Source organism: Candidatus Sphingomonas colombiensis (assembly GCA_029202845.1).
GTDB classification, from domain to species: Bacteria; Pseudomonadota; Alphaproteobacteria; order Sphingomonadales; family Sphingomonadaceae; genus Sphingomonas; species Sphingomonas colombiensis.
Window position 1 is genome coordinate 2,702,550 of record CP119315.1, and the last position, 18,820, is coordinate 2,721,369.

An 18,820-nucleotide genomic window follows, 5' to 3' on the forward strand; every position below is an offset into this window, starting at 1 on the left:
TGCGCGCGCGTTGTGTCGGTGGCTATGGATCGGTCATCGGGCGTTGAGAAAGGGTTGCGAGCGACGGTGGAGGAAGGTGAAGCGTCACGTCCCCGTCGCAGCCGTAAACGGCGTGTCGGCGCCGCGCTCGGTGCGATCGCCGTGGCGACGCTGGGCGCGCTGTGGCTGGAACGCGTGCCGATCGCGACGGGCTTCATCGACCGCGAACTGGGGCGCAGCAAGGTCACCGCACGCTATGAGATCGCTGATCTGGGGCTTGGGCGGCAGCGGCTGACCAATGTGGTGATCGGCGATCCGCGCGATCCCGATCTGGTCGCGGACTGGGTGGAGACGCGGATCGACCTGGGCCTTAACGGGCCGCATCTCGCCGGTTTGCGCGCGGGCCACGTCCGCCTGCGTGCCCGGCTGGTTGACGGCAAACTCTCGCTTGGCGCGATCGATCGGTTGCTGCCGGCTTCGGCCAACGGCGCAAAGTTCACGCTCCCCGTGCTGGACCTCGCCGTACAGGACGCACGCGTGCGGCTGGAGACGCCTTATGGCGTGATCGCTGCGAAGGTCAGTGGAAATGGTTGGTTGGATAATGGCTTCCACGGGACGATTGCCGCGTTGGGTGAGGAGATTTCGGCGGGTGACTGTAGCCTGGCTCGGCCCACCGCGTTCTTGAAAATTGCGATCGCTCGCGATGGGCCACGGCTCAACGGCCCGGTGCGTATCGCGGATGTGCGTTGCGGCGGCATCACGGCGCGGGCGGCGCGGGCCAATCTCGATGTGCTGCTCGGCACGGCGCTCGATCACTGGTCGGGGCGTGCGACGCTGGCTGCTGCGGTGATCGACGGGAGTGGCGCGCGCGCGGCGGCAACGGGCGGCACGATCGATTTCGCGGGCAATGCGCGCCGGACGGAGGGCAGCGCGGATCTGGCGAGCGGCGTATTCACGCTGCCGGGAGCCGTGGGCGAGCAACTTGCGTTTCGTGGCAAGTGGCGTCTGATCGATGGTCAGCCGATCCTTGCCGGCACGGCCCGTGCGCACGGCGTCGCCCTCGCGCAGGATGTGCGCGGCCGCATCGCACGCGCTGCCGATGCGACAGCCGGAACGCCGCTTGCACCGATCGCACGTGAGCTGGCGCAGGCGGCGAACAGCGCCGCGCAGCGTTTCGATATGACGGCCGAGCTGGCGAGCGGGGCCGGCAACCTTCTTACGGTCGCGAATCTCACTGCCAGGGCGGCGAGCGGCGCGCGCTTCGTTTTGGGCGAGGGCGGCGGCATCGTATTGGGCGATCCGGCCGGATTGCGGATCGACGGCGTGGCGAATCTCGCCGGCGGTGGTTTCCCGGCGACCCGAATCGCGGTGACGCAACGTAAAGCGGGCGCGCCGATCACGGGCACCGCGACGATCGCGCCTTATGCCGCTGGCGGCGCACGGCTGGCGCTCTCGCCGATCCTGTTCGAGCAGCGCGGCGGCAAGATCGGGCTGCGCACCCTGGCGGCGCTCTCCGGCCCGCTCGCCGACGGTCGGGTGGAGAATCTGCGCGTGCCGCTGGTCGCCACGATCGCGGCGGACGGCGTGTCGCTCAATCCATCCTGTACGCCGCTGGCCTTCGATCGGCTGGCGGTCAGCGGGCTGAAATTACTCCCGGCGCGGCTGACGTTTTGCCCGACCGGCACGGCCATGTTTCGCGCGAATGCGGGCGGGATCGAATATGGCGCGCATATCGCTGCGCCGCAGCTGGCGGGGACACTCGGTTCCAGCCCGCTGACCCTCTCCGCCGACGCGCTGACCGCGCGTGCAAGCGGCATCGCCGCGACCGGGCTGAAGGCGCGGCTGGGCCCCGCGGATCGGCAGACCGCGCTGAATTTCGCGACGATCGAGGGCGCATTCGGTTGGCAGGGGCTCGGGGGCACCTTTTCGGGCGGCGGGGGGCAGATCGGCAATGTCCCGTTATTGCTCAGCGACGCGACCGGCCGGTGGCGCTTTGCTAACGCCGCTCTCAATGTCTCGGGTGATCTGACGGTGAGCGATGCTGCGCCAGACCCGCGCTTCCACCCGCTCGCGGCGCGCGGCGTGGCGCTGCGGCTCGCGGACGGCACGATCACCACCACCGGCGTTCTGCAAGAGCCGAAAAAGGGCGTGAAGGTCGCCGATGTCACGATCAGGCATGTGCTCGGCAGCGGGGCGGGGGCGGCGCGACTCGTTGTGCCGGGTATCGCGTTCGGCAAGCAATTCCAGCCGGAAGAGCTGACTCGGCTTACCTTCGGCGTGATCGCGGACGTGAACGGCACGGTGACCGGCGAGGGCGATATCGCCTGGAACGCCGACGGCGTCACCTCCACCGGCACTTTCCGCACCGCCGGGATCGATCTCGCTGCTGCCTTTGGCCCTGTCACTGGGTTGAAGGGCGAGATTCATTTCACCGATCTGCTCGCACTCGAAAGCGCGGCGGGGCAGGTGGCGACGGTGGCCTCGATCAACCCCGGCGTGCCCGTGAACGATGGGCGCATCACTTATCAGACGCTGGCCAACACCCGCATCCAGATCGAGGGCGCGCGCTGGCCGTTTGCCGGCGGTGAATTGACGCTCGATCCGTCGCTGCTCGATTTCTCGGTGCCGGAGGCGCACCGGCTTACCTTCCGCGTGAAGGGCGCGGCGGCGGCGCAATTCCTCCAACAATTCGATTTCAAAAATCTCGACGCTACCGGCACGTTCGACGGTGTGCTGCCGATCGCGTTCGATCAGTCGGGCGGCCGCATCGAAAACGGCAAGCTCGTCGTGCGGGAGGGCGGGGGCGGGATCGCCTATGTCGGCGAACTGACCGAGAAGGATCTCGGCACCTGGGGCAATATCGCGTTTCAGGCGCTCAAGTCCCTGCGCTATCGCAGCCTTGATATCGTGATGAACGGTCCGCTTGCCGGCGAGATGGTGACGGAGGTGCGCTTCGCCGGGGTTTCGCAGGGTGAGGGGGCCAAATCGAATTTCCTCGTCCGCCGGCTCCAGAAGCTGCCGTTCGTATTCAATGTCCGCATCAAGGCGCCGTTCCGAGGGCTGCTCGATTCGGTCGCGTCTTTTTATGATCCCAAACGGCTGATCCAGCGCAATCTTCCCACGCTTCTTGAGGAGCAGGAAAAGCGCGCAAAACCGCCAGCGCCCGTTCAGCCCCCCGCAAGCGAGAAAATGCCATGACGATTATGGAATTGACGAAGCGAGAGAGGCGCACGACCTGTGGAACGATGAAAAGAACGATCATGATCCTTTTGGCGGGCAGCACGACCGCGTGCATCAATGTTTCCGCGCCCGACAAGCCGATCGTCATCAATCTCAACATCAACGTGACGCAGGAAGTGGTATATCGCCTCGATGGTGAGGCGAAATCGCTGATCAAGCAGAATCCGGGGATATTCTGATCATGATGAAAAAGGCTTTGCTGATGGTTGCCGGCGCGGTGGCTCTCACCGGCCTTTCCGCAACCGCCTTCGCGCAGCGCGATCCGGCTTATGCCGCGGCCCGCGCGGAGGGGAAGGTGGGCGAGCAGCCGGATGGCTATCTGGGCGTTGTCGGCGCCGGGACGCCGGAACTTCGCGCGCTGGTCAATTCGATCAATATCCAGCGCAAGGCGGCCTATACCCAGAAAGCGCAGGCATCAGGCGCGACGGTGGAGCAAATGGCCTTCACCTCCGGCTGCAACCTGATTCTGCAGACTGCTGCGGGCGAGAAGTACAAGACTGCGGGCGGCGCATGGGAAACGCGCGGTGCCGGCGCGCCGGAACGCGATTCGCGCTGCATCTGACGCGGCGCGCGGGTTGCGCGTTAGCGTGACGCCCCGAGGTTACCCCGCGTATCTAGGGTGGACCGTTACCGAAGGGTGACGAAGTGTTGACACCCCCGGACCCCCCGGCTAACCGGACCCGGCCTTGGCGGGCTCGCCCTTTCGGCCTGACAGCGCCTGCCCGTCATACGGGGAGCGCGAATGGCTGAGAACGAGCCCGGACCGGAAAATCTCGGCGAAGATGCCCGCCTGAAATCGCTCGATGAGCGGCTGAAGGCGGCGCGGAACGACGAGGCGCTTCGGACGGGCGCGGGCAAGACGGCGGACGATGCGGGTTACCCGCCTCGGCAATCGCGTGCTCGCTGAGCTTGTAGGGGGAATGGCGGGCGGCGCCTTGATCGGTTGGGTGATCGATCGGTTCGCCGGCACTACTCCCTGGGCCCTGTTGGTGATGCTCGCCCTTGGGACGATCGTCGCTTTCAGGAACATCATTCGGATTTCCCAGCGCCCGAAGTGACTTCGGGCGCTTTGTTCAAGGATTGAGCGAAGTGGCAGCCGGCGGCAAGATCGACCCGATGCATCAGTTCCTGGTGGAGCCGTTGTTCGGAACCCAGAACTGGTCGATCGCAGGCTACAATGTGGCCTTCACCAATTCGGCGGCATGGATGTGCCTCGCCGTGGTCGCGCTGATCGCGTTCATGTCGATGGGCACGCGCGGCGCGCTGATCCCTGGTCGTGGCCAGGTGATGGTCGAAGGTTTCGTGCGCTTCATCGACAATATGCTCGTCGGCGAACGTCGGGCCGGAAGGGAAGCGTTACGTTCCCTACGTCTTCTCGCTGTTCATGTTCATCCTGTTCGCGAACGTGCTGGGGCTGCTGCCGCTGGGCGTGTTCGGCATCCATCCGTTCACCTTCACCAGCCATTTCACGATCACCGGCGTGCTGGCGATCATGAGCTTCTCGATCGTGCTGATCGTTGGCTTCTGGCGTCACGGCTTTCACTTCTTCAGCCTGTTCGTGCCGCACGGCACGCCGATCTGGCTGCTGCCGCTCATCCCGCTGATCGAGTTTGTCTCGTTCATGGTGCGCCCGTTCAGCCTCGGCCTGCGACTGTTCGTCGCGATGACGGCGGGCCACGTGCTGCTGAAGGTGCTGGCGGGCTTCATCATCAATTCCGGCACCGCCGGGCTGATGCCGGGGATTTTCGTCGGCGTCCCGTCTTTCGTCCTGATGATCGGCATCTCCGCGCTTGAGCTGCTGGTGGCCGGTATCCAGGCTTATGTCTTTGCACTGCTGACCTCGCTCTACATCAACGACGCGGTCAATTTGCACTGAGTTTTTCGTAATAGTTTCAACCTTTTAAAAACTGGAGTTTAATCATGGATCCCGCAGCAGCAAAGCTCATCGGTGCTGGTCTCGCCGCGATCGGCGCCGGCATGGCCGCCATCGGCGTCGGCAACGTCTTCGGTTCGTTCCTTGAAGGCGCGCTGCGCAATCCGGGTGCGGCTGATGGTCAGCAGGGCCGCCTGTTCATCGGCTTCGCGGCCGCCGAACTTCTCGGTCTGCTGTCGTTCGTCGTCGCGATGATCCTGATCTTCGTCGCGTAACGAACCTCAGGTTTCCCTTGGGTGGCCCGGTGCGCGGTTAAAGCGCGCCGGCCCGCCGAGGCAGGACGAACATGCCACAGATATCCCAGCTCGCCGAAACCTATGCGTCCCAGATCTTCTGGCTGCTGCTGACGTTCGGCATCATCTTCTTCGTCGTCGGCCGCGGCATGCTGCCGAAGGTGCAGAAGACGATCGATTCACGCGACAAGTCGGTTGCCGACGATCTCGCGGCCGCCAGTCGTGCGCGTGATGCGGCCGACACGGCCGAAGAGGCGTGGCGTCAGCGCGATCACGCCAATCGTGAAAAGGCGCAGGCGCTCGTCGCCGAAGCACGGGGCCGGGCCGCCAAGGCAACCGAAGCCACGCTCCACGCTGCCAATGACGAGCAGGCGGCAAAGGTCGCGGCTGGCGAGGCGGAGGTCCGTGCGGCCGCTACCCGCGCGCTGGGCGAGATCGAGGCCGTGGCCGCCGAGGCCGCGCAGGAAATCGTCGCTCGCGTCTCCGGCGCGACCGTGACGGTCGATGAGGCGAAGGGGGCCGTGAAGACGGCGATGGCTAATGGTTGATCTGGTCCTTCTCTCCGAAGCAGCCGTTGAGGGCGCTCATCACGCTGCCGATCCGGCATTGTTCGGTGTACTGAACGGCACCGTCTGGGTCTCGATCGCGATGGCAGTGTTCATCGCGATTGTGATCTGGAAGGGCGGCGTGCGCGCGATCACCAGGATGCTCGATCGCCAGATCGCGGACATCCGCTCGCAGCTCGACGAAGCGAAGAAGCTGCGCGCCGAGGCCGAAGCACTGCGCGACGAATATGCGCGCAAGATCGCCGACGCCGAAAAGAACGCCACCGAAATGGCGACGCAGGCCGAACACGAAGCCGAAGCGATCGTCGCGCAGGCCCGGACGGATGCAGCCGAACTGGTCCAGCGTCGTGCGAAGATGGCGGAGGACAAGATCGCCGCCGCAGAGCGCGCCGCGATCGCCGAGGTTCGCGCCAAGACCGCCGACGCGGCAGCGAAGGCTGCGGCCGCGCTGATCGCGCGAACGGCATGGCGCCGATGCCGATAAGGTGATGGTCGATCGCACGATCGCCGGGCTCGGTCGTCCGCACTGAGCAGGCAAGCATAGCGACTGACACGAAAGAGGCGGCCTGCGGGTCGCCTCTTTTCGTTTGGGGCGTTCAAAAAGGCAGCGATGCCAGATCCGGTTCGATCCAGCCGTGCCGTGCCTCTGGGGTGAACAGCAGACTGCGGCTCCAATATGCCAGAAGCCAATCGGGCTTGCCGAACGGGGAGGCGAGCAGGTGCGCGAGGATTTCGCTGAGTGAAATTGTCGCGGGATGGGTGTGCAGCCACGCCGACGCCGCGCGCATCGAGGCGAGTGTGATCGTATGGTGGTAGCCGCCTTCATCGGTGTTCGGCGTTCCGGTCGCAGCGTTATAGCCGCTGATCACCTCGCGGATCGCCCCGGGCGCGGTGAGGGCTGGGCGATGCCGAAGCAACCACAGCGCAGCGGCGAAATGCGCGGCATGGGTCCATTCCGGTTTGGGAAGGCTGCGGTCGATCAGGCCGAGCGCGATGCGCTCAATCGTCGTATCGTCATGCTCGATGGTCATGGCAGGTCATCCGTTCAGACCCGATCGACATGAAAAACCCCGCCGATCGGGCGGGGTGGTGGGCATCCTCAATACGGGATGGCTGGTGGTCAGCAACTTCCCGAAACGAGCACGCGCGCCTGCGCCGCCGGAGATTTGCTGGCTTGTTGCAGGCGCTTGCTCATGCGGCAAAGTTATCAGGCCGCGCGATCGCCATCAAGCGCCTCGCCTCTGTCCGGCGGCGAGGCGCCGCGCTAGACCCGGCGGCATGAGTGATCCGCGCGAATCAGGGCTTGCCCTCGATCCCAAATATGATGCGAACGGCCTTGTCACGGCAGTCGTCACCGATCGTGCCGGCGGCGCGGTATTGATGGTCGCGCATATGAACGCCGAGGCGCTTGCGGCGACGGTGGCGAGCGGCGAGGCGACTTTCTGGTCGCGCAGTCGCGGGCGGCTGTGGAAGAAGGGGGAAACCTCCGGCAACGTGTTGCGCGTGGCGGAAATCAGGGTCGATTGCGATCAGGATGCCGTGTGGCTGGTGGTCGATCCGGCCGGCCCCGCATGCCACACCGGTGCGACGAGTTGCTTCTATCGCCGCGTCGTCGATGGTGCGCTGGAGCGTGTCGATTGACGCGAGCCGCGGTTGTTTTCCTTATCGCGGCGCTGGCAGGGTGTGGCCGGGCGTCGCATGAGCGTGCCGCGCAATCGAGCGGTGCGGGCGCGCAACTGGAGCGTGCCGCGATAACGGCGGGAGTGGTCGCCGATCCGACGCGGCTCGATCCCGTCGGCGCCTATAGCTCCGCGAGCGATCGGATCTGCATTTTGCGCGCGCGGGGCGGATACCGGATCGGCGCGAGCGTGGATTATGGCGAGGGCCATGGCTGCGTGGCGCGGGGCACGGCCCGTGGCCTGGGCAAGCTCGCGATCGCCTTTGGCGGCGGCTGTCGGTTCGACGCGCGGTTCGATGGCGGCCGGCTGGTCTTTCCACCTGTGTTGCCCGAAGGCTGCGACAGCCTGTGCACCGGCCGCGCCTCGCTGAGCGCGCTCGTCGCGGCGCGATTGAGTGAGGCGAAATCCGAGGCCGCCACCCTGCGCGGGCCCGACGGGAAGCCTCTGTGTGGATAAGATCACTCGGTTGACGTTTACGTAAAGCAACGATATTTTCGCGCCATGTCGAGCGTTGCCGCCTACGCACCGATACCGTCGCACCCCGATCGCACCAGCTTCACGATCACCGATCTGGCTGCCGAGTTCGGCGTCACCGCGCGCGCATTGCGCTTCTACGAGGACGAGGGCCTGATCGCGCCCGAACGGCGGGGCACCGCCCGCATCTATACGCAGCGCGATCGTGCGCGGCTGGCGTGGATATTGCGCGGCAAACGCGTGGGGTTCAGCCTCGCCGAGATACGCGAGATGATCGACCTTTATGATATCGGCGACGGCCGAAACACGCAGCGCGCCGTCACCATCGCGCGATGCCGCGCGCGCATCGCCGCGCTCGACGCGCAGAAGAAAGACATCGACGCCGCGATCGAGGAATTGGGCGAGTTCGTCGTCCTGCTCGAAACCGGCGCAACCAAGGAAGCCTGAACCATGCCGCAATATACGCCCCCCGTGCGCGACACTCGTTTCGTGCTTGATCACGTGGTCAAGCTGAACGCTTATTCCAATCTGCCCGGTTTCGCCGCCGCGACGCCGGATATGGTCGATGCCGTGCTTGAGGAGGGGGGGCGCTTCGTCGCTGAGGTGCTGTTCCCGATCAACCAGTCAGGCGATCTGGAGGGCTGCACCCGCCACCCAGATGGATCGGTGACGACGCCCAAGGGCTTTAAGGAAGCCTATGCCAAGTTCGTCGAATCCGGCTGGGGCACGCTTTCCGCGCCGGCAGCATTCGGCGGGCAAGAGATGCCGCACGTCATTTCCACAGCATTTCAGGAATATATGGTTTCATCGAACATGGCCTTCGCCATGTATCCGGGGCTGGCGCATGGGGCGATCGCCGCGCTGCAGGTGAAGGGCTCGCCGGAGCAGCAGCAGACCTATCTCCCCAAGATGGTTTCGGGCGAATGGGGCGGCACGATGAACCTGACGGAGCCGCAATGCGGCACCGATCTCGGCCTGATCAAGACCAAGGCCGAGCCACAGGCGGATGGTTCATACAACATCACCGGCACGAAGATCTTCATCTCCGCTGGCGAGCATGACCTGACCGACAACATCATCCACCTCGTCCTCGCCAAGACGCCGGGCGCGCCGGACAGTTCGAAGGGCATCTCGCTGTTCGTGGTTCCCAAGTTCCTCGTCAACGCAGACGGATCGCTGGGGGAGCGCAACGCGGTGTCGTGCGGCTCGATCGAGCACAAGATGGGCATTCATGCCAACGCCACCTGCGTGATGAACTATGACGGCGCGAAGGGCTGGCTGGTCGGCGAAGAGATGAAAGGTCTCGCCGCGATGTTCATCATGATGAACGCGGCACGGCTCGGCGTCGGCCTGCAAGGGCTGGCGGTGGGCGAGACGGCTTATCAGAACGCGGTGCAATATGCCGCCGATCGCCGGCAGGGCCGCGCGCTGACCGGCCCCGCCGAGCCGCAGGAAAAGGCCGATCCGCTGTTCGTTCACCCGGACGTGCGCCGGATGCTGATGCACGGCAAGGCGTGGACCGAGGGGCTGCGCGCGCTGTGCCTGTGGGGCGGATTGCAGGTCGATCTGGAGCACAGCGCCGCGACCGAGGATGAGCGCCAGTCCGCCGCCGATCTGATCGGTCTGCTCACCCCGGTGATCAAGGGCGTCGGTACCGACAAGGGCTATGACATCGCCACCAACGCGCAGCAGGTTTATGGCGGCCACGGTTACATCCAGGAATGGGGGATGGAGCAATATGTCCGCGATGCGCGGATCGCGATGATTTACGAAGGCACCAACGGTGTGCAGGCGATGGATCTCGTCGGGCGCAAGCTGGCGATGAACGGCGGCCGCGCGGTGCAGGCGTTCTTTGCGCTGGTCGCGGGCGAATGCGCTGCCGCGAAAGGCAATGCGGCGACCGCCGATATCGCGACCCGGCTGGAAAAGGCGCTAGGCGAGATGCAGGCCGCGACGATGTGGTTCATGGGCAACATCGCCAATCCGAACAACATCGGCGCGGGCGCGGTGCCCTATATGCACCTCACCGGGCTGGTCGCGGTCGGCCTGATGTGGCTGCGCATGGCGACCGCCGCTGTCGAGCTGAAGGCGGCGGGTGAGGGCGATGCGGCCTTCCTCGATGCAAAGCTCGTCACCGCGCGCTTCTTTGCCGAGCGGATGCTGCCCGAGGCCGGCTCGCTGCGTCGCCAGATCGAGGGCGGCGCGGACGCGGTGATGGCGCTCCCGCCGGAGATGTTCCGCGCGGCGTGAGGTTCGGTTGGGAGGGCTGGATGTCTGGGGAGGCGATTCTTGCTGCGCTAGTTTCCCTTCAAGCGCCAGCGCTCCCGGCGACGGTAGGTTCAAAGCTCTGCACGGACGAACGCCTGTCGGCGGCGGATCAGAGCGCTTACGCTGCATTTGATCGCGGATTGGATAAGAATAGCATCGACCAGATCGAGGCGTTCATTGCGCGCAATCCGGCAAGTGCATGTGTGACCGATGCGAATAAATATTTGTATGAGCGCCGGCAGGCGGCGTTGCGTATCGCGGCGCTGCCAAGAGTCGAAAATCCCAAACCGATCCCATTCAGGCGGATTGTCGATGTTTTTTCGGATGCCAATTACCCGGCATCTGCCCGTCGTAACAATCAACAAGGCGTAACCGAGGTGGTCTGGGACGTGATGCCTGATGGTTATGTCGAGAACTGCCGCGCCACTCTGACGAGCGGCTTCGATGCCCTCGACGATGGGACATGCGCCATTGTGACCAGCGGCATGCGCTGCTCACCAGCGCGGGATAAGGACGGCAGCCCGACCGTCGCTACCGACACCTTACGCATGAACTGGAAACTTCCAGGCCAATAAGCAGGGCGGTGGGACTGTCCCCTTCAGATCGCGCCCGAAAACGTATCGCATTGCGCTGGATCGCCGCTATCCAGCCCGCGCTTTAGCCATGCCTGGCGCTGCGCCGAGGTGCCATGGGTGAAGCTGTCGGGCATCACGCGGCCCTGTGCTTCCTTCTGTAGCGTGTCGTCGCCGATTGCCTGCGCGGCGGTCATGCCTTCCTGCACGTCGCCGGGATCGAGCCGGTCGCGGTTCTGCGCGGCCCACACGCCGGCGTAGCAATCGGCCTGAAGCTCCAGCTTTACCGAGAGGCGGTTCGCCTGCACGTCGCTCATCCGCGATTGCTGGTTGCGGACCTGTTCGGAGGTGCCGAGCAACGTTTGGATATGATGGCCGAATTCGTGTGCGATCACATAATCCTGCGCGAAATCGCCCGCCGCGTGGAAGCGATCCTGCAGTTCCTGAAAGAAGCTGGTGTCGAGGTAGATGCCCTGATCGGTCGGGCAATAGAACGGCCCCATCGCAGATTGCGCGGCGCCGCAGCCCGATTGGCCCTGCCCGGAATAGAAGACGAGCTTCGGCTGGGCGAAGCGCTCGTTCGATTGCGCGAACAGCGCCGCCCAGGTTTTGTCGGCGGAGCTGAACGCATTGCAGGCCGCGCGGCTGGATTGATCGACCGAGCAGGCGCCGGCCGCGCCGCCCGCACCAGAGGTGCGCGGCGCGGTCTGCACCTGCGGCACGCCGCCACCGCCACCGCTGCCGAGCATGCCTCCAAGGTTGCCGAGCCCGCCGAATACCGCGAGCAACAGCAGCGCGACGATAATCCCGCCGCAGCCGAACCGGCTGCCGATCAGCGGCAGGAGGCCGAGGATGAACCCGCCACCACCGCCGGCGCCGCCGCCGAAGCTCTGGCCGCGTTGATCCTCGACATTGATATTCGGATCGAAATCGTCGAGCCGCATCGCGCTATCCCCTGTGCCGCTACCTTTTCATCGCCATGAATGCGCGAAGCGGACGGCCGGTTGCAAGTGCCGCGCTTGATCGTGGCGGCCGGCCCGTGCAGGAACGTGCCATGGCCGATGTCGAACCTCGCCGGCGCCGCGCGCGGGCATTGCCGCTGCCCGATACCGTGGCGCTGGTGTTGCAGGGCGGTGGCGCGCTCGGCAGCTATCAGGCGGGCGTGATCGAGGCGCTGTCCGCCGCGCAGATAGAGCCGGATTGGGTTGCCGGAATCTCGATCGGCGCGGTCAACGCAGCGATCGTCGCAGGCAATCCGCCCGAGCGGCGAGTCGAGCGCCTGCGCCAATTCTGGGATCAGGCGACGAGCTGGCTGCCCAGTTTCCCGATCCTGCCCGACGATATGGTGCGCGAATTCGTGCATGAATGGTCCGCCGGATTCGTCGCAATGGCGGGCGTGCCGGGCTTTTTCGGCCCCCGTTTCATGCCGCCGTTCATGGCTGTGCCGGGGACGCCCGAGGCGCTGAGCTTTTACGATTCGGCGCCGCTCGGGAAAACACTCGACGAACTGGTCGACTGGGATTTGTTGAACGACGGGCCGGTGCGGCTGTCGGTTGGCGCGGTCGATGTGGAAAGCGGGAATTTCCGCTATTTCGATACGCGTGAGGAGCGGATTGACGCACGCCATGTGATGGCGTCCGGCGCGCTGCCGCCGGGGTTACCACCGGTGGAGATCGACGGGCGTTGGTATTGGGACGGCGGCCTCGTTTCCAATACGCCGCTCCAGCATGTGCTGGATAACCAGCGCGAGGAAATGATCGTCTTTCAGGTCGATCTGTTTTCGGCCTCGGATGAGCGGCCGCGCACGATCATGGACGTGCAGGCGCGCGCCAAGGAAATCGTCTTTTCCAGCCGCACCCGGCAGGTGACCGACCAGTTGATGAAGCTGCGCAAGGAGCGGGAGCTGGTCCGCCGCGTCCTCGCCAAGCTGCCGCCGGAACTGCGCGCCGATCGGGAGGTTGAGATGCTGGCGGCTATGGCGGCGGAGCAGCCGGTCAGCCTCGTTCATCTGATCTACCGCGCGAATGCGTGGGAAGGCGGCGCGCGCGATTTTGAGTTCTCAACCCGCACGATGCGCGAACATTGGGCGGCGGGGCATGAGGCGGTGGAGGCGACGATGGCCAATGCCGAACTCGTAGCCGAAAACATCCTGACTGGCCGTACTGCGGCCTTCGATCTGGCGAGATAGGAGTAAATATGTTTCTAAAGGGCAAGAGCGCGGTCGTCACCGGATCGACCTCCGGCATCGGACTCGCCATCGCGAAGGCGCTGGCGGCGGAAGGTGCCGCGGTAATGATCAACGGCTTCGGCGATGCGGACGCGATCGAGAAGGAGCGCGCCGGGCTCGCTACGCTGAGCGGCGCGCAGGCGCTCTATGACGCGGCAGACATGACCAAGCCCGAGCAGATCGAGGCGATGATCAAGCGTGCGCATGACGAGCTGGGCGGCCCGGACATTATCGTCAACAACGCGGGCATCCAGCATGTCGCGCCGGTCGATCAGTTCCCGATCGACAAATGGAATGCGATCATCGCGATCAACCTGACCAGTGCCTTCCACATGATGCGCGCGGCGGTGCCGCTGATGCGCGGGAAAAAATGGGGGCGGATCATCTCCACCGCCTCGGCGCACAGCAAGGTCGCGAGCCCCAATAAATCCGCCTATGTCGCCGCGAAGCATGGCATCGACGGCCTGACCCAGACGGTTGCGCTGGAAACGGCGACTGACGGGATCACCGTCAATTGTATTTCGCCGGGATATGTCTGGACGCCGCTGGTCGAAAATCAGATCCCCGATACGATGAAGGCGCGCGGGCTGACGCGCGAGCAGGTGATGAACGACGTGCTGCTGGCCGCCCAGCCGACCAAGCAATTCGTCACGCCCGAGCAGGTCGGCGCCTTCGTGCTGTTCCTGTGTCGTGATGAGGCGGCGCAGATCACCGGTGCCAACCTGTCGATGGATGGCGGATGGACCGCGGCCTGAACGATGGCTAGCGTCGCGTCGCACACACTGGCCGGGGAAGGGCATCGATGGGATTGCTGATCGCGCTCGCCGCCACGGTAGCGGCTTGCCAGGCGGGCGCTGTCGACGCGCCCGCTGGCGGCCAGCAGGATGCGGCAACCGCTGAAAAGGTGGTGCCGGATCGGAAGGTGCCGGAACGTTCAAGCTCGTCATCTTGCGCGGGCGTGGAGGCGGCGTGGCGTCACGCCGCCACCCAGAACGATCGTGAGCGGCTGCGCAACTGGCGCACATTATGGGTGGATGCGCTGGCGAAGGCCAAGGCCGCTGGCGGTGCCGCTACGATCGCGGGGGACGATGCGTTGTTCGATCCCGATCGCGCGCTCGATCATCCGATCCCCCCACCAGGCGACTATCGTTGCCGGATCATCAAGCTTGGTGCGAAGCGGCAAGAGAATCAGGGTTTCGTCATATTGCCGGCGGCAAGCTGCACCGTCGGAAAGGATGGAGACGAGACCTGGTTCGAGGTGAATGACGGCGTGCAGCGACCGATCGGCCGGTTCTTCGTCGGTCCGCCGGGACGCGGCATTTTTCTCGGTACGCTCGAGCTGGGGGACGAGCGCAGGCCGCTGGAATATGGTCTGGATTCCCGGCGCGACATGATCGCCTATCTCGATCGCATCGGGGATCGGCGTTGGCGGTTGATCGCCCCCAATCCGCATTTCGACGCGACGGTCGAACTGATGGAGATCGTTTCGGCGCGCTGATCCGCGCTAGCGGGCGGCCGCTGGCGCGTTGGCCGTTAGGACTGGCGCCGGCGCGCCCAGCGGTGCGAGCGAGCGGAGATGCTCCTTGCCGTGGCGATCGATCACCGCCACGCGCCGGGCGTTCGCGGCGGCGACGGCCTTCAGGAATGAGCGCGGCTTCTTCATCAGATCGGGTTGCTCCAGCCCCGAGAGGCCGGCGCGCCGCGCGGCTTCCTGCGTGAAATGGACGCAATTGCGCGTGTTCATCAGATAGGTGCCGTCGCCCTTCTTCTCGTCCCACTCATCGACGAGGCGCAGGATCGACGCATATTGCGCATCGTTCAGCTCCAGCGAGAATTGCGCGTCGCTGCCCTCGATATAGCTCAGCTTGGCGATATCGATCCGGCCTTTGACCGCGCCGAACAATATCGCCGGTGAAATCGATTTAGGCGTGAAGCCGTAATTGAGGTCGACCGGCGCACCCCCTGCATCCGGCACGCCGCGCAGCGTGAAGAAGGCGTGCGGGAAATGGTTGCCCAGTTCGTGGCTCCAGAAGGTGATGACGACCCCGGCATGCGCGGGCAGCGCGCCGAGCGAGAGCAACAGGGCGGCGAGGGTAAGGAGCAGGCGCTTCATGGGCCGCGATTCTGCCAGCGTCCGCGGCATGGTCAACCGCGAAATCGAGGAAAACTGCGGCTCGTTGCGTGATCGAAAGAAGTTATTGCCCGAAGCTGGCCGCACTCGCCTGAGCGATCGCCTCACGCGCGGCGGCGACCAGCGCGCTGGCCTTCGCCTCACACTCGCGCTGCTCATAGACCGGATCGGAATCCGCGACGATGCCCGCGCCGGCCTGCATGTGGATCGTGCCGTCCTTCACCACGGCGGTGCGCAGCACGATGCACGAATCCATCGAGCCATCGGGCGAGAAATAACCCACGCCCCCGGCATAGGCGCCGCGCTTTTCCTGCTCCAGCTCGGCGATGATCTGGCATGCGCGCACCTTTGGCGCGCCGCTCACCGTGCCGGCCGGGAAGCCCGCGAGGATCGCGTCGATCGCGTCGTGCGACGGATCGAGCCGGCCGACGACGTTCGAGACGATGTGCATCACGTGGCTGTAGAATTCGACCATGTAGCTGTCGGTCACCGTCACGGTGCCGGCTGCGGCCACGCGGCCCACGTCGTTGCGGCCGAGATCGAGCAGCATCAGATGCTCGGCGCGTTCCTTGGGATCGGCGAGCAGGCTGGCGCGGTTCGCTTCGTCCTCGCTGGCGGTGCGGCCGCGCGGGCGGGTGCCGGCGATCGGACGGATCGTCACCTCGCCATCGCGTGCGCGGACCAGAATTTCCGGGCTCGAACCGATCAGCGCAAAGCCCGGCAGATCGAGGTGATAAAGGAACGGAGAGGGGTTGATGCGCCGCAACGCGCGGTAAAGCTCGAACGGCGGCAGCGCGAAGGGCGTGGTGAAGCGCTGCGCCAGCACCACCTGAAAGATATCGCCGGCCGCGATATATTCCTTCGCCCGCGCGACCATTTCGCCATAGCGACCGGGTGCGAGCACGGGATTGAGCGCGACTTCCATCGGCTCGCCGGTCGCGCGCGGCGGCAGCGTGGCTGATGCCAGCCGCGCTTCCACCGCGTCGAGCCGCTCCTCGGCCTCGGCGACGATTGTCGAGGCGTCGCGGCTCTCGTCCGGCCATACGGGCGCGACGAGGAACAGCGCGTCGGCCAGCCGGTCGAACACGAGGATCACCGTTGGCCGCACGAACATCATGTCGGGCAGGCCGAGCGGGTCCGCTTCCGGCACCGGCAGATTTTCCGCCAGCGCCATGGTTTCATAGCCAAAATAGCCGACGAGGCAGGCCAGCGCGCGCGGCAGTCCTTCCGGCACTTCGGCGCGACACGCCGCGACCAGCCGGCGCAGCGCCTCCAGCGTCGGTTCGGGGCAGGGGGCGAAGGCTTCGCGATCGGTCAGCCAGCGCGGGTTGATCGCTGCGTTATTGCCCTGAGCGCGGAAGACCAGATCGGGGGCGAGGCCGATCAGGCTGTGCCGCCCGCGCACCGATCCACCCTCGACCGATTCGAGCAGGAAATCGCCACGCCCCGGCTCGATCAGCTTGAGCGCGACGGCAACGGGCGTCTCGGTATCGGCGACGCGCCGGCGCCATACGAGCGCGGGGCGCCCGGCCGCTAGCGTGCTTTCGGCAGCGTTATTGATTGGAGGCATCCTTGCCCGAGAGATCGGCCTTCACGCGACCGATTTCGGCCTGATTGCGCGATACCTTCAGCTCCGCCTTCACCGCATTGGTGAATTGCTCGGCATATTCTCGGCCGACCATGCTGCCCAGCTCGCGACGCGTGGAGGAGACGAGCTGTGGTGTCTTGGCGGCGTCTCCGGCGACGATCGTGTCGAGCTTCACGACCATCCAGCCCGCATTGTTCGGTGCTTCCAGCAACCGCGCGCCGCCGCCGGGCAGGCTGAACAGCAGCGCGAGCGCGGGATTGGCGCCGCGCGGATCGTTGAGCTGGCCACGCACCGCGCCGATCGGCTGAGTGCTGGCGCCCTTCGCGCCGGATTGCGCCACGGCCTGCGCCAGCGGCGTGCCCTTCTGTACCTTGGCGAGGATCGCGGATGCGGCCTGACGCGCCGCCTTGCGTGCGCGATCGGCCGCGAAATCCTTCGCCACCGCGTCACGCACCTTGTCGAGCGGGCGGGGTGCCGCGTGGACGATGCGATCGAGCGAGACCAGCGCGAAGCTGCCGTCCGGCGCAAGCTGCACCATCGTCGGCGAATCGCCTTCCTCCGCCGCAAAGCCGGCCTTGACGATTTCGGCCAGCGCCGGATCGGGCTTCGACGCTGCGTCGTCCGGATTGATGCCGGCGGCGGTGAGCGCGGGCGTTGCCTGCATGGTGAGCTTGTTGTCGTTGGCGAGTTCGCTGAAATTGGCGTTGTCGGCGATCGCGTCGTCCAGCTTGTCGTGGATCTTGCTCATCGCATCCACGGTCTTCTGCGCCGCGAGTGCCTTGGCGATCTCATCATGCACCTGCGCCAGCGTTTTGGCGGGCACCTGTTCGATCGCATCGACCTTGGCGACGATAAAGCCGATGCCGCCCTTGATCGGGCCGATCACCGCGCCCTTGGCCGCGCCGAACACGGCATCGGCGGCGGCGGCGGAGGTCTGGCCGGCGTAAGCGGTCTTCTCCACCGCGTTGATCGTGCGCGGCTCCAGCCCGGCGGCGCGCGCCGCATCGGCGATCGAGCCGGCCTTGGCCTTGGCGGCGAGCGCGTCTGCACCCTTTTGATCGAGCACGACGACCTGCGTGAGCGTGCGGCGTTCCTTCGCCGCATATTTGGCGCGATCGGCGTTAAAGGCTTGCGCGATTTCCGCTTCGCTGGGCTGGGCCTGTGCCTTGAGCATCTCGGACGTGACGGTCGCATAGCGGATCACGCGGCGCTCCGGCACGGTATAGCGTGCGACGTTGCGCTTGTAGAAATCCTGCACTTCCGCATCGGTCGGCGCCGGGCCGCCGGTCATCGCGGCGGCGGGAAGGATCGCCACCTCGCCGACGCGGCGTTCGAGCAACAGCGAGGCATAGGGCAGTGCCACGGATTCGGGCAGCTGGGTCGCGCCGACGGTCGGACCTACCAGGAAGCGGGCCATCGTCTGTTGCGCGATCTCGCCCTGCACCTGTGTGTCGGTCAGGCGGCGCTGCTGAAGGATGCGCTCATAGGTCGCCTGATCGAACTTGCCGGTTGGCCCCATCAGCGCCGGAATGCTCTGCAACTCGCTGCCGACCAGCGCACGGCTGACCGCCATGCCCTGATTCTTGCCGAAATTTTCGAGCGCGATGCCGGAGATCAGCTGATCGAGAATATTCTCCACCCCGCCGTTGGCGATGAGCGCGGCCATGTCCACCGTCGGGTTCTGCTGGCGGATTTCGTTGAGCTGATCGGTAACGCGCTGCTTCAACTGCGCCTCGCCGATCGAAGTGTTGCCGATGCGCGCGACGGTCGTCTTCGTCATGCCACCGGGGCCGGAGCGCAAGCCCGTGACGTCGCCGGCCGCGAAGGCCAGCGCGATCATGCCAAGGACACCAAAGGTGATGACAAGCCCGATCTTGGAATTGGTAATCCGCCGAAAGAAGCCGAGCATGCGCGTAAAAACCCGTAAAGT

18 protein-coding genes and 3 pseudogenes are annotated in these 18,820 nt (G+C 65.5%); 16 read left to right on the forward strand and 5 right to left on the reverse strand.

Features of this window, described 5'->3' with window-relative positions:
- The first annotated feature begins 24 nt into the window (after positions 1–24).
- The 8 genes and pseudogenes from P0Y64_13025 to P0Y64_13060 all read left to right on the forward strand — a co-directional run bounded on the left by P0Y64_13025 (position 25) and on the right by P0Y64_13060 (position 6,481).
- The gene (locus tag P0Y64_13025) at positions 25–3,177 is read left to right on the forward strand and encodes a YdbH domain-containing protein (protein ID WEK42314.1); all 3,153 of its coding nucleotides are present in this window, start codon (positions 25–27) and stop codon (positions 3,175–3,177) included.
- 62 nt (positions 3,178–3,239) lie between these two features.
- Positions 3,240–3,398, forward strand: a complete 159-nt coding sequence (locus P0Y64_13030; GenBank protein WEK42315.1) for a YnbE family lipoprotein — start codon at positions 3,240–3,242, stop codon at positions 3,396–3,398.
- A 5-nt stretch (positions 3,399–3,403) separates the two neighbouring features.
- Positions 3,404–3,781, forward strand: coding sequence for a YdbL family protein (locus P0Y64_13035; protein ID WEK45048.1), 378 nt, complete (start codon positions 3,404–3,406; stop codon positions 3,779–3,781).
- Between the two features lie 180 nt (positions 3,782–3,961).
- Positions 3,962–4,277: pseudogene (locus P0Y64_13040) on the forward strand (AtpZ/AtpI family protein).
- A 58-nt stretch (positions 4,278–4,335) separates the two neighbouring features.
- Positions 4,336–5,095, forward strand: a pseudogene (locus P0Y64_13045) (F0F1 ATP synthase subunit A).
- Positions 5,096–5,139: 44 nt separating this feature from the next.
- On the forward strand, positions 5,140–5,367 hold the full coding sequence (locus tag P0Y64_13050; GenBank protein WEK42316.1) for a F0F1 ATP synthase subunit C: 228 nt from the start codon (positions 5,140–5,142) through the stop codon (positions 5,365–5,367).
- A gap of 71 nt (positions 5,368–5,438) precedes the next feature.
- Positions 5,439–5,933 carry an ATPase gene (locus tag P0Y64_13055; protein WEK42317.1) on the forward strand — a complete coding sequence of 165 codons (495 nt, stop codon included), beginning with the start codon at positions 5,439–5,441 and terminating at the stop codon, positions 5,931–5,933.
- A pseudogene (locus P0Y64_13060) lies at positions 5,926–6,481 on the forward strand (F0F1 ATP synthase subunit B). The gene P0Y64_13055 and the pseudogene P0Y64_13060 overlap by 8 nt, the downstream one beginning before the upstream one ends.
- A 66-nt stretch (positions 6,482–6,547) precedes the next feature.
- Here the strand turns inward: P0Y64_13060 and P0Y64_13065 are convergent.
- Entirely contained in the window at positions 6,548–6,982 is a 435-nt protein-coding gene (locus P0Y64_13065) for a hypothetical protein (GenBank protein ID WEK42318.1), read from the reverse strand.
- A gap of 247 nt (positions 6,983–7,229) precedes the next feature.
- Between P0Y64_13065 and hisI the strand changes: the two genes are divergently transcribed.
- Genes hisI through P0Y64_13090 form a run of 5 tightly spaced genes read left to right on the forward strand, consistent with a single transcriptional unit; the run spans position 7,230 to position 10,947 of the window.
- Positions 7,230–7,592 carry a phosphoribosyl-AMP cyclohydrolase gene (gene hisI, locus P0Y64_13070; protein WEK42319.1) on the forward strand — a complete coding sequence of 121 codons (363 nt, stop codon included), beginning with the start codon at positions 7,230–7,232 and terminating at the stop codon, positions 7,590–7,592.
- Entirely contained in the window at positions 7,589–8,086 is a 498-nt protein-coding gene (locus P0Y64_13075) for a hypothetical protein (GenBank protein WEK42320.1), read from the forward strand. Before hisI ends, P0Y64_13075 begins: the two co-directional genes overlap by 4 nt.
- Before the next feature lie 45 nt (positions 8,087–8,131).
- Positions 8,132–8,551 (forward strand): MerR family DNA-binding transcriptional regulator, encoded by a 420-nt coding sequence (locus tag P0Y64_13080; protein ID WEK42321.1) that lies wholly within the window; start codon positions 8,132–8,134, stop codon positions 8,549–8,551.
- A gap of 3 nt (positions 8,552–8,554) precedes the next feature.
- On the forward strand, positions 8,555–10,354 hold the full coding sequence (locus P0Y64_13085; GenBank protein ID WEK42322.1) for an acyl-CoA dehydrogenase C-terminal domain-containing protein: 1,800 nt from the start codon (positions 8,555–8,557) through the stop codon (positions 10,352–10,354).
- Between the two features lie 20 nt (positions 10,355–10,374).
- Positions 10,375–10,947, forward strand: a complete 573-nt coding sequence (locus P0Y64_13090) for an energy transducer TonB (protein WEK42323.1) — start codon at positions 10,375–10,377, stop codon at positions 10,945–10,947.
- Between the two features lie 23 nt (positions 10,948–10,970).
- Here P0Y64_13090 and P0Y64_13095 read toward each other — a convergent pair whose 3' ends face one another.
- The gene (locus P0Y64_13095; GenBank protein ID WEK42324.1) at positions 10,971–11,888 is read right to left on the reverse strand and encodes a zinc metallopeptidase; all 918 of its coding nucleotides are present in this window, start codon (positions 11,886–11,888) and stop codon (positions 10,971–10,973) included.
- A 110-nt stretch (positions 11,889–11,998) separates the two neighbouring features.
- Here P0Y64_13095 and P0Y64_13100 point away from each other — a divergent pair, with 110 nt between their 5' ends.
- Genes P0Y64_13100 through P0Y64_13110 form a run of 3 tightly spaced genes read left to right on the forward strand, consistent with a single transcriptional unit; the run spans position 11,999 to position 14,669 of the window.
- Entirely contained in the window at positions 11,999–13,132 is a 1,134-nt protein-coding gene (locus tag P0Y64_13100) for a patatin-like phospholipase family protein (GenBank protein ID WEK42325.1), read from the forward strand.
- 8 nt (positions 13,133–13,140) lie between these two features.
- On the forward strand, positions 13,141–13,926 hold the full coding sequence (locus P0Y64_13105) for a 3-hydroxybutyrate dehydrogenase (GenBank protein ID WEK42326.1): 786 nt from the start codon (positions 13,141–13,143) through the stop codon (positions 13,924–13,926).
- Between the two features lie 47 nt (positions 13,927–13,973).
- On the forward strand, positions 13,974–14,669 hold the full coding sequence (locus P0Y64_13110; protein WEK42327.1) for a DUF4893 domain-containing protein: 696 nt from the start codon (positions 13,974–13,976) through the stop codon (positions 14,667–14,669).
- Positions 14,670–14,675: 6 nt separating this feature from the next.
- Here P0Y64_13110 and P0Y64_13115 read toward each other — a convergent pair whose 3' ends face one another.
- From P0Y64_13115 to P0Y64_13125, 3 genes are all read right to left on the reverse strand, one after another.
- Entirely contained in the window at positions 14,676–15,284 is a 609-nt protein-coding gene (locus P0Y64_13115; protein WEK42328.1) for a hypothetical protein, read from the reverse strand.
- Between the two features lie 82 nt (positions 15,285–15,366).
- Positions 15,367–16,872, reverse strand: coding sequence for an anthranilate synthase component I (trpE, locus tag P0Y64_13120; protein WEK42329.1), 1,506 nt, complete (start codon positions 16,870–16,872; stop codon positions 15,367–15,369).
- Positions 16,856–18,799 carry a SurA N-terminal domain-containing protein gene (locus tag P0Y64_13125; GenBank protein WEK42330.1) on the reverse strand — a complete coding sequence of 648 codons (1,944 nt, stop codon included), beginning with the start codon at positions 18,797–18,799 and terminating at the stop codon, positions 16,856–16,858. Before P0Y64_13125 ends, trpE begins: the two co-directional genes overlap by 17 nt.
- Positions 18,800–18,820: the final 21 nt, after the last annotated feature.

Bases quoted from the DNA above. Each gene is read 5' to 3' on its own strand.
- P0Y64_13055 (WEK42317.1), top strand. From the start codon at position 5,439: ATGCCACAGATATCCCAGCTCGCCGAAACCTATGCGTCCCAGATCTTC.
- P0Y64_13030 (WEK42315.1), top strand. From the start codon at position 3,240: ATGATCCTTTTGGCGGGCAGCACGACCGCGTGCATCAATGTTTCCGCG.
- P0Y64_13100 (WEK42325.1), top strand. From the start codon at position 11,999: ATGGCCGATGTCGAACCTCGCCGGCGCCGCGCGCGGGCATTGCCGCTG.
- trpE (WEK42329.1), bottom strand. From the start codon at position 16,872: ATGCCTCCAATCAATAACGCTGCCGAAAGCACGCTAGCGGCCGGGCGC.
- P0Y64_13065 (WEK42318.1), bottom strand. From the start codon at position 6,982: ATGACCATCGAGCATGACGATACGACGATTGAGCGCATCGCGCTCGGC.
- P0Y64_13105 (WEK42326.1), top strand. From the start codon at position 13,141: ATGTTTCTAAAGGGCAAGAGCGCGGTCGTCACCGGATCGACCTCCGGC.
- P0Y64_13080 (WEK42321.1), top strand. From the start codon at position 8,132: ATGTCGAGCGTTGCCGCCTACGCACCGATACCGTCGCACCCCGATCGC.
- P0Y64_13050 (WEK42316.1), top strand. From the start codon at position 5,140: ATGGATCCCGCAGCAGCAAAGCTCATCGGTGCTGGTCTCGCCGCGATC.
- P0Y64_13095 (WEK42324.1), bottom strand. From the start codon at position 11,888: ATGCGGCTCGACGATTTCGATCCGAATATCAATGTCGAGGATCAACGC.
- hisI (WEK42319.1), top strand. From the start codon at position 7,230: ATGAGTGATCCGCGCGAATCAGGGCTTGCCCTCGATCCCAAATATGAT.
- P0Y64_13025 (WEK42314.1), top strand. From the start codon at position 25: ATGGATCGGTCATCGGGCGTTGAGAAAGGGTTGCGAGCGACGGTGGAG.
- P0Y64_13085 (WEK42322.1), top strand. From the start codon at position 8,555: ATGCCGCAATATACGCCCCCCGTGCGCGACACTCGTTTCGTGCTTGAT.
- P0Y64_13110 (WEK42327.1), top strand. From the start codon at position 13,974: ATGGGATTGCTGATCGCGCTCGCCGCCACGGTAGCGGCTTGCCAGGCG.
- P0Y64_13115 (WEK42328.1), bottom strand. From the start codon at position 15,284: ATGAAGCGCCTGCTCCTTACCCTCGCCGCCCTGTTGCTCTCGCTCGGC.
- P0Y64_13035 (WEK45048.1), top strand. From the start codon at position 3,404: ATGAAAAAGGCTTTGCTGATGGTTGCCGGCGCGGTGGCTCTCACCGGC.
- P0Y64_13090 (WEK42323.1), top strand. From the start codon at position 10,375: ATGTCTGGGGAGGCGATTCTTGCTGCGCTAGTTTCCCTTCAAGCGCCA.
- P0Y64_13125 (WEK42330.1), bottom strand. From the start codon at position 18,799: ATGCTCGGCTTCTTTCGGCGGATTACCAATTCCAAGATCGGGCTTGTC.